General features: G+C 36.9%; 6 protein-coding genes. 1 reads left to right on the top strand and 5 read right to left on the bottom strand.

Annotation, left to right across the window (positions count from 1 at the left end; all coding sequences use genetic code 11):
- Window positions 1-803 precede the first annotated feature (803 nt).
- Window positions 804-1,361: a shikimate kinase gene (locus ACQKMH_RS27470; RefSeq protein ID WP_427590412.1), complete on the top strand. Its 558-nt coding sequence runs from the start codon at window positions 804-806 to the stop codon at window positions 1,359-1,361.
- 124 nt (window positions 1,362-1,485) lie between these two features.
- On the opposite strand, the gene ACQKMH_RS27465 is transcribed toward ACQKMH_RS27470, so the two are convergent.
- From ACQKMH_RS27465 to ACQKMH_RS27445, 5 genes are all read right to left on the bottom strand, one after another.
- Complete coding sequence (locus tag ACQKMH_RS27465; protein ID WP_427590411.1) at window positions 1,486-2,499, bottom strand: LacI family DNA-binding transcriptional regulator; 1,014 nt, start codon at window positions 2,497-2,499, stop codon at window positions 1,486-1,488.
- 194 nt (window positions 2,500-2,693) lie between these two features.
- Entirely contained in the window at window positions 2,694-3,902 is a 1,209-nt protein-coding gene (locus ACQKMH_RS27460; RefSeq protein WP_427590410.1) for an MFS transporter, read from the bottom strand.
- A gap of 307 nt (window positions 3,903-4,209) precedes the next feature.
- Complete coding sequence (gene aroE / locus ACQKMH_RS27455; RefSeq protein WP_427590409.1) at window positions 4,210-5,094, bottom strand: shikimate dehydrogenase; 885 nt, start codon at window positions 5,092-5,094, stop codon at window positions 4,210-4,212.
- A gap of 61 nt (window positions 5,095-5,155) precedes the next feature.
- Window positions 5,156-5,917 (bottom strand): type I 3-dehydroquinate dehydratase, encoded by a 762-nt coding sequence (gene aroD / locus ACQKMH_RS27450; protein ID WP_427590408.1) that lies wholly within the window; start codon window positions 5,915-5,917, stop codon window positions 5,156-5,158.
- 59 nt (window positions 5,918-5,976) lie between these two features.
- The gene (locus ACQKMH_RS27445; protein ID WP_427590407.1) at window positions 5,977-7,182 is read right to left on the bottom strand and encodes an MFS transporter; all 1,206 of its coding nucleotides are present in this window, start codon (window positions 7,180-7,182) and stop codon (window positions 5,977-5,979) included.
- Window positions 7,183-7,863: the final 681 nt, after the last annotated feature.

Below are 7,863 nucleotides of genomic sequence, written 5' to 3'. Positions count from 1 at the left end.
GCTTTTTTAATAGTGTGTGCTCACTTAAAATTTAACGTTGGCGCTTTGTTTTGTTCAGTTTTCAAAGAGCAATTTCACAAATCGTTCTTTCGAACGTCTGTTTATTCATCATAACACGCTATTGATTAGTTGTCAACTTCTGCGAAGTTTTTAACTTATTTTAAATCGCTGTGTTTTTCAGCGACCATTTCATCTTATCATTTTCATAGTAAGAAGTCAATAGTTATTATTTCTTTCAGTTAATCTACCAAAAGTGGATGAAGTTTTTCGTTTGTCTTAGTTGGTGCTTATTTATATTAATGCTTTCAAACCTTAAAGTCAACTCATTTCATTCAATTCTTTATTAATTAATTTATTCAATTATTTAACGGTATTAAAGGTACCGTCAGGACTATGGCTTCTCCTTAAAATACATCCACCAAAACCTTCTTAATCCCTGTTCATTTCACCCAAGCTTTCCTTCAATCGACATCCACTATATTAATATCAAAGGCCATTTGAATCACACTTCCCTTCTACTTTAGTATCTGCATTAACGATATCCTTAAAAACATATGAGAAATAGCCTCCGATAAATAGTAGAAGAATACTGAAAGTTGGAAAACGAAATTAAAAACTGATTGTCCTAAAAAAATGGGTTAAGTGATTTTATAAATAAACGCTTATCTCACGCACATACATTGTCCAAATATTAAAAAATATTTTTTTTACAATTTTACTTTCTTGTACTATAATAAATTTATTTTAAAAATTTAAGAAAGACCTTTAATCATTATAAAAATAGTTGGGAGAGGGATTTATAAATGATTAATAAAAACACATCGTTGAGGATGCAAAGTATCGTTTTTATTGGCTTTATGGGGGTAGGAAAAACGACGATCGGACAGAAAGTAGCGAGGAAACTATATAGGGACTTTATTGATATAGATCAAGAAATTGAAAAAGAATTCAATATGCCCACTACAGAAATATTCAAGAAATTTGGGGAAAAAGCTTTTCGCGAAAAAGAAAAAAGTGTGATTGATAGCTTTAGTCAACAACAATTGAAAATCATTTCCGTTGGAGGCGGGGCATTTTTACAAGAAGATATACGGAATATCTGCTTATCAAATTGCATCGTTTTCTACCTTGACTTATCTTGGGATTACTGGAAAGAGAGAATAGGCTTACTTATTGATAGTAGACCCGTTTTACAAAGTCGGACCCTTGAGGAAATCGAAGAACTCTTTTACACGAGGCAGGAAATATACTCATACCATCATTCAAAAGTGAATACCAATGATCTTGATGTTGATGAAGTGGCAGACTTTATAGTCGATTCATTAAAAGTGGCCTGGGATATTTATGAACCGCTCAAATAAGTCACTTTCCACGTTTTAAATCAATGCCCCCAATAAAAGAATAATAGAAAAGATGAAAAGAATACAGCGATAAGAATACCTACCCTTACATCCTGTAAACTAATCACCTTTTTATTTTTCTTTATTAGGAAGACTCTCTAATAATCAGTTCTGGGTTTAATATGATACGCTGTTGTTCACGTTCGATTTTCTCCATTTGCTGGTACAGGAGATTCGCTGCCTCTTTTCCGATACGTCTAGGAAATGAAGAAATGGTCGTTAACGGAGGATGATAGATTTCTGCGACTGGAACGTTATCGAACCCTACGATATCTATATCTATTCCTGGATTAATTCCTTTCATCCTTAATCCTTGCATAACTCCGAATGCTATTAAGTCGCTAAAGCAAAAAATGGCAGTTGGAGGATTCGGAATCTCAAGTACTTTCAATACTGCCTCCAGCCCTCCCTCCCGTGTGGGGGCACTATCTATAACCAACGATTCATCCACTTCCAATCCCGCTCTTGAAAGGGCTTCACTGTATCCCTCCATTCTCTCGATCCAGGTAGAGGATTCCTTGATGCCGCCAAGGAGCGCAATTCTTTTATGTCCCTTTTCAATGAGATGATTAACAGCAATTCTGGCTCCTTCTGGATAGTCAATGCCTACATAATCGCTATTCACTTCCGGTAATTCTCTAACAGCAAGGACCATCGGCGTGTCAATCTCATTTAATCGTTCAATTGTATCTTGTGAACTTTCAGAGACAGGACAAAGAATAAGGCCTCCCACCCTATGTTCCAACATCGTTGAAAGGAGATGGTCTTGCTTGGCTACCGAATCGAATGTGGTTCCCAGCAACACCGTATAGCCGACCTCATCCAACGCATCGTGAACACCTATAAGGAATTCAGAAAAAAAAGTGTTTGATATGTCAGTAATAATGATTCCTACAGTATCAGAACTCTGAGACCTAAGGTTTGCGGCAATTCTATCGTAAACATAACCCAATTCATGCATGGATTTTAAAACCTTTTTTCGCGTAGCTTCCGAAATTCGAGGGTTATTTCGAACAATAAGGGAAGCAGTGGACGTAGATACGCCAGCATGTTTCGCTACTTGTTGCAACGTAACTCGACCTTTTTTGGATTGTTTCATAGTTCAATCACCATCTTGAATGTATTTTTGATGTATTAATTATGTTGTTACTATAATAATAATATAGTTACTCTTATTATTATACCCTTGCTTTTTGGACAGGGGCATTTCATCATTTAAAAACCACTTAATACATCCTTTACACTATTCATTGTCGTCACACTAGTTATAGAAGGTTAATTTTTAGTAATCCATCACAAATGGTTAATTATAGTCTGGTGCTGTGTCAATTTTTTATACCGATAATTAACAAAAGCTGCTGCTAGGATTCCTATGGTTGCAATAAAACAATCAAATAGAAATATATGCGATATATCACCACTCTTAGCAATTAACCCTGTTGCAATTGGTAAAATGACGCTCGCCAAACTAGAGGCTGTTGCAACGATTCCTGTTACGGTTCCTTTTTTCTTCCAGAAAAGTTCAGTCATTATTGCAATGCTTAATTGAAATATCCCAGCTGTTGATGCTCCAAGGAAAAAGGAGGTAATACTTAGGACAATCGGTGATTGAACCGTTAATATAATGATGACTGTTAATAAAGTAATCATGGGATATAGTAATATCACTGTCACGGGCTTGATCACCTTTTTTAATAAGACGGATAATAGAAGGACGGAAAGAAGTGATCCAACACTATAATAGCTCAACAATTTAATGGAACCGGAAGTGGACATTCCTGCAACTTCGTGGCCGAAACTCGGCAACCATATTTGTGAAACGGTAAATAATGCAGTGGAAGTAAATCCAATAATGATTAGCGCAAGTCCTTCTCCCCAGAATTTAGGTTCAGTCATGAACCTTTTACTTTGTATATCGTCTTCCTTACTGACACGGCTGGATTTGCTTGTCGGGAATGAAGCGGAAAGCATAAAAAGCATATTAACAAAATAGATGACGGCCGGCACTAAAAAGGCTAAGCCATAAAATAATTGATTCTTAGAGAGAAATAAGATGATGAAGGGTAAAATGGTTGCACCCAGTGAACCAAAAGCCTTAACCATAACACTCGCGGAACCTGCAGATTTAGGAAACATTTCCGTTAGCGCCGGATATGTTCCAGCATCCATGGCAGAGTTGGAAATACCCGCAAGCAAAGCAAAAACAAAGGCTATTTCATATGTGGGGGAAAATGGAATCCCAATTAAAAAAACTCCCATTACGATCGAGGAGATAATGATTAATGGCTTTCTTCCGAATTTATCTGATAATACTCCCGATAGACCGTAAGTGAGTAATCTTCCAATCCCTATTGCGGCAATGAGATAACTGATGCCAGTTGAATCTGTATCCCATTGTTCTGTTAATGAGGACATGTTTGAGGCGAGGATAATATTAACCATCCCCAACAAAAAATAGTTAATATACATACCTGATGCCGCTTTAAAATACTGATTTTTCATTATTACACCCCTATAATAAATCACGTTATGATGTTTCTCCCCTGTAACACTTAATTAAACATCCAGTTTCTATTTACATTTTGTACTATAGTCTCCCCTTTATGTTATCCATTTATATGAAAACCACTTTTCAAAAAAAAATGCTAAGAAAAACAAGGAATCTCACTCCCTATTTTTCTTAGCTCCGAGAATTAACGCTCACAATTTGCTGTAAATATTACTTATTCCATTAACGTATGATGCACAGCATGTATGAGAAAACCTCAATTACGATAAAATGGAGGACAATCTTCACAGCGGAAGCTTCTTATTCTGCAAACATTTGCTCTTTGATGTAATCTACCGGCATTTGTTGACCTGTCCATAATTCAAAGGCCAATGCACCTTGCCAAAGCATCATCCCTAGACCATTAATGGCTGTAGCCCCCGCAGCTTCAGCTTGTTCCATTAGTTTAGATTTACGTGGAATGTAAACAACATCCGTTACGATTAAATCGGGACGAAGCATTGATTCATCTTGAATGACACTTAAACCTTCAAGTGGTTTCATACCAACGCCTGTTCCATTTGCCAGAATATCACTTGTTAATATTTCAGCCCTTAATTGTTCAATATTTTCAAGAGGGTATACATTCGCTTTCACATTTAAGTGCTTCATATCTTCATTGATGATTCGTACATTCTCCTCTGCTTGCGAGAAGAAAGCATCATCACGTGCAAAGATGCTAATTTCAGCTAATCCTTCTAACGCAGATTGAATGGCAATGGGAGTAGCAGCCCCACCAGAACCGATAAGAGTCATTTTCTTTCCTTTAATATCTATACCATGTTCCTTTAGGTTACGAGTATACCCCATTCCATCTGTACTGTGACCTACGAATTTTCCATCTACATTGACAACTGTATTAACAGCGCCCGAAAATTTAGCACTATCAGCCAATTCATCTAGGTGTGGAAGGATTTTCATTTTATTTGGCATCGATACGTTAAACCCTTTTACATTTAATGCACGCATACCTTTTACCGCATCTTCCAACTGTTCATTTCCAACCTCAAATGCCAAATAGGCGCAATTCAATCCTAATTTATCAAAAGCCAAATTATGCATGGCAGGTGACAAAGAGTGTCCGATAGGTGTTGCCAGTAATCCTACTAATTCTGTTTTTCCATTTATACGTCCTAGGTTTTCCATGTTCTATTCCCCCTGATATTATGGTTATATATAAATTCCTTCTTGGAAGAAATTTTGAAATTTAAATATTTTGATCAATGATTTCCAGTACACTTCTTAATTGAGTAACAGGAATTTGTCCTGGGGCAGATGCTTCTTTTCCGGCACCGAATGTACAAGCCGATCCAAAAACCGCACCTGATAATCGACTGACCAGGCCAGTACCCGCCATTGACATCGTAATGAACGGACGATCCGCATATTTTGTTTTCATCGTGTGGGTTGCATCCAATAATACGAGTACATCACCGACACTTTTAGGCATTACAGCAATTTTGGGTATATGAGCTCCAAATTCCTGCATTTTACGCAATCGGTAAATGATTTCTTCCTTTTCCGGTGTCTTATCGAAATCATGATTACACATAACTACGTATACGCCATTTTCCTCTGCTATCTTCACAGTCTCTTTTACTGCAGATTCTTCAAAAAACAACTCTACATCGACAAGGTCAATATTCTTTGTCCTGATCGCTGTATGAAGTAGTTGAAAATAATATTCATCAGTGATTTTCTTGTTCCCGCCCTCTTTATGGCTTCTAAAAGTGAAAAGAAGCAGAGTGCTTGGTAAAGCGCCTCTAAGATTTGAAATCATTTCCGACACAGCTTCTAAGTTTTCAACATGTTCATAAACGTCTACTCGCCATTCAATGATATCCGGCTGTAGCGCATTTACCGTTTCAACTTCTTTCAGTAGTTCTAACTCCGTTGTCCCCATCAGTGGAACAATGATCTTTGGAACCCCTTCTCCGATCGTTACGTCTTTGATGGTGATGGTTTGCATGCATGTTTCCCCCTTTTATTCTTCTCATCAGCTAAGCCACTGATGTTTGCTTCGATTCCTTAATTTGATGAAACTTTAATGACCTTTTTATATCGATAGGCAACGAATACGGCCAATAATATACTAACTACCGCAATTGCTACGTCAAACAAGAAGACTGCAGTTAAACCTGCACTCTTAGAAATGATACCTGTAACGAAAGGTATGATGATAAAGGCAGAGCTAGCTGCAATGTTTACATATGAAGTAATCGTCCCTTTATTGGCAGGGAAGAATTCTGTAATGATAGTCATGGCTAATTGGAAAACTCCTGCAGTTGAAAGCCCAATGAAGAAAGCACTCAAGATAGTCATAAATGGTTGTTGGATGTAAATGAGTGACAATAAAGATAATGCAGCAATGATTGGATAGATAATCATGACGGTAATGGGCTTTATTACTTTATTCAAAAGAACCGCTAGTAAAATGACAGAAACAAGAGAGCCAATGCTATAGTAACTAAGCAATTGAACAGCCTTTGCCTGGGTAAGCCCCAATACTCCTTGTCCAAAGTTCGGTAGCCATACTTGAACGAGCATGAATAAAGCAGTTGAAGTGAAGCCTAAAAGTATAACAGCCAATCCTTCCTGAGCAAACTTCGGTTCTGATAGAAATTGGTGTTGAACCGTTGCAACTTGTTCGTCATTTTGGGTTCCATTTGGAGCTTTATGATTCGGGAATGAAACCTTAAGCAAGAAAAGTCCATTAACAAGATAAACAACGGCCATTAAGAAGAATGTATATCCGTAAAACATGTCTCTAGCTATGAAGAATGCCATGATGAAAGGAAGAAGTGCGGCACCGACGGAAACGAATGCTTTTATTAAAACAGTAGCGGAGCCTGCTTTCTTTTGAAAAGCTTCAATAAGGGCTGGATAAGTACCAGCATCTAAAAATGAGTTTGCAATACCAGCACATACGGCAAATATAAATGCCAACGTATAGTTAGGAGCCAAAGGTATACCTATGAGGAAGATTAGGTATATAAAAGATGCCGAAACGACAAATGGCTTCCTTCCTAATTTATCCGACAATCTACCGGCGAAAAACAAGGAAACCAATTTACCAATTCCTATAGCAGAGACCAAGTAGCTGATCCCTGATGCACTTGTATTTAATTGTTCGGACAAATTTTCCATATTTGATCCAATGATAATATTGATCATGCCTAAAATAAAATAGCTAATATATAAACCTGTTGCCATTTTTATATATGGATTTTTCATGAAACACACCCCTATGTTAGTTATTCAAAAATAATCAAAATACAATTTGATTTCTTAAGCCTTTCAGAAGTTTCCCCCTTGCCCCATTGCATAATTTAAGAAACAAATTATGTTCATCGATTAAAAACCATACACTTCATTCAGTTAACGACTTCAGATAGGTACATCGTTCTACCAACTTTATTTACACACTAGTATATCGTTCTACTAACCATATGAAAGAATTAGTATATCGTTCTACTAGCTAATTAATTCCTTACTCGTATTAATTAAGGATAATACTGAAGTAAAATAGTTAACTTTATTTAGTATATCGTTCTACTGAAATTATTATACTGCTCTAATTTACGTGTGTCAAACTTATGAAGCAGTCCTCGATAACTATGAAGCACTTTCCTTATACCAATATTTTAAAATTCTTCCTAGAAGCAATAAAATCAAGAAATCGCTCCAGTTTAATGCATCAGCTATAAGTCCAACCAATATAAGCATGAATAGCTCTAACGCTAGAACGGCATTAATTGGTTTGTAGATGCTTCAGGTCGAATTAGAAGCTGATGTGCCTTTTTTTAAACCTAGAGACGCAAAAAAAGACCAGCCGGATGGCTGATCTTTAAAATGGCTTGGCGACGTCCTACTCTCACAGGGGGAAACCCCCAACTACCATCGGCGCTGAAGAGC

It is taken from the genome of Peribacillus sp. NPDC097895 (assembly GCF_050277555.1).
Lineage (GTDB): Bacteria > Bacillota > Bacilli > Bacillales > DSM-1321 > Peribacillus.
The sequence above is the reverse complement of the archived record's forward strand: the minus strand, read 5'-3'. Positions and strand labels throughout refer to the sequence as shown.